Source organism: Streptomyces sp. NPDC058964, assembly GCF_042741275.1.
Classification (GTDB): Bacteria; Actinomycetota; Actinomycetes; order Streptomycetales; family Streptomycetaceae; genus Streptomyces.
The window spans coordinates 1-1071 of the sequence record NZ_JBHYKH010001062.1 but is presented as its reverse complement, the minus strand read 5'-3'; the positions used below and the strand labels follow the sequence as shown (position 1 = coordinate 1071).

Genomic DNA, 1071 nt, shown 5'->3' with positions numbered 1-1071 from the left:
GCCCACGAGCGGTGGGCGTGGGTGCTGGCGGTCGCGGTGGCGGCGTGGGGGCTGTCGCTGCCGGAACCCCGAACGCGCCGGTGGCCGCGGCTGCCGATCACGTCTCCGTGCGAGTGAGGATGGCCGTGAGCACGGTTCGGCTCATGGCTTGGGGCGTGGGCCAGGTCGAGGCTGTCAACGATCCAGGTGGACAGGCCCTCCCACCAAGCGCCGGCCGGACGCGCCAGGTACAGGATCCGTACCGATGCGGCGCCGAACCCGCGGGGCGCTGTCCGGCTCTCGGGAAACGGCCGTCGTTCGGGGACTGTCGCTACGACGGTGCCTTTCCTTCGCTCTGCGTGGCTTGCAGGTCGGCGAGGAGCTCGGCCTGGTCGGCCAGTAGCCCGGACAGGATCGTTCGGGCCACCCGGAGCAGCTCGGCAACGTGCGGGCTGGCCAGCGAGTAGTACACGTTCAAGCCTTCTTTGCGGGTCCTGACCAGGTTCGCCCGCCGCAGCACGGCCAGCTGCTGCGAGAGATGGGCGGGCTCGATGCCCACCTCGGGAAGCATCTCCCCCACCGCATGCTCGCGCTCGCTCAGCAGCTCCAGGACACGGATGCGGGCCGGATGGCCCAGGGTTTTGAAGAACTCGGCCTTCAGCTGATACAGCGGCGTACTCACCGTGGCGTCGCCTCCCCGGCGCGGGAGAACGGTTCCTCCGGCCGGCCTTCGGCGCATCCCATCCATCCACCCGTCAACAGCATGCGGCCCATCCTCGCGTGCGGTCCCGCCCAGGCCGAATCCGCACTGAGCAGGAGAGCCATCCAACCCAGCATCGACAACCTCAGTAATTGCCAAGATTAGCAATTACTGCGGCTGTGTGGCCCGCCGTCTCAAGTGCCGGCCCACCGCCCCGGCCCCGGACGGCACCTGCCCGCGCTGCGGTAACGCCCGGTGCCGAAGCCGTCGGCGGTCAGGTCGGTGTGGACCGGGATCGGCGGCCGTCCCCGGTGCGGTGGTCGGGGCCGTGGTCGGGGGGGGAGGGGGGGGGAGGGGGGGGGGTCACGAGCGGGTGGCGGGTGGGGTGGGGA

The 1071-nt window shown here is 71.0% G+C and carries 1 protein-coding gene; it reads right to left on the bottom strand.

All coding sequences use genetic code 11. The features are described 5' to 3' along the window. Positions 1–310 precede the first annotated feature (310 nt). Positions 311–661 carry an ArsR/SmtB family transcription factor gene (locus tag ACFW2E_RS47665; RefSeq protein WP_384478620.1) on the bottom strand — a complete coding sequence of 117 codons (351 nt, stop codon included), beginning with the start codon at positions 659–661 and terminating at the stop codon, positions 311–313. Between the last annotated feature and the right edge of the window lie 410 nt (positions 662–1071).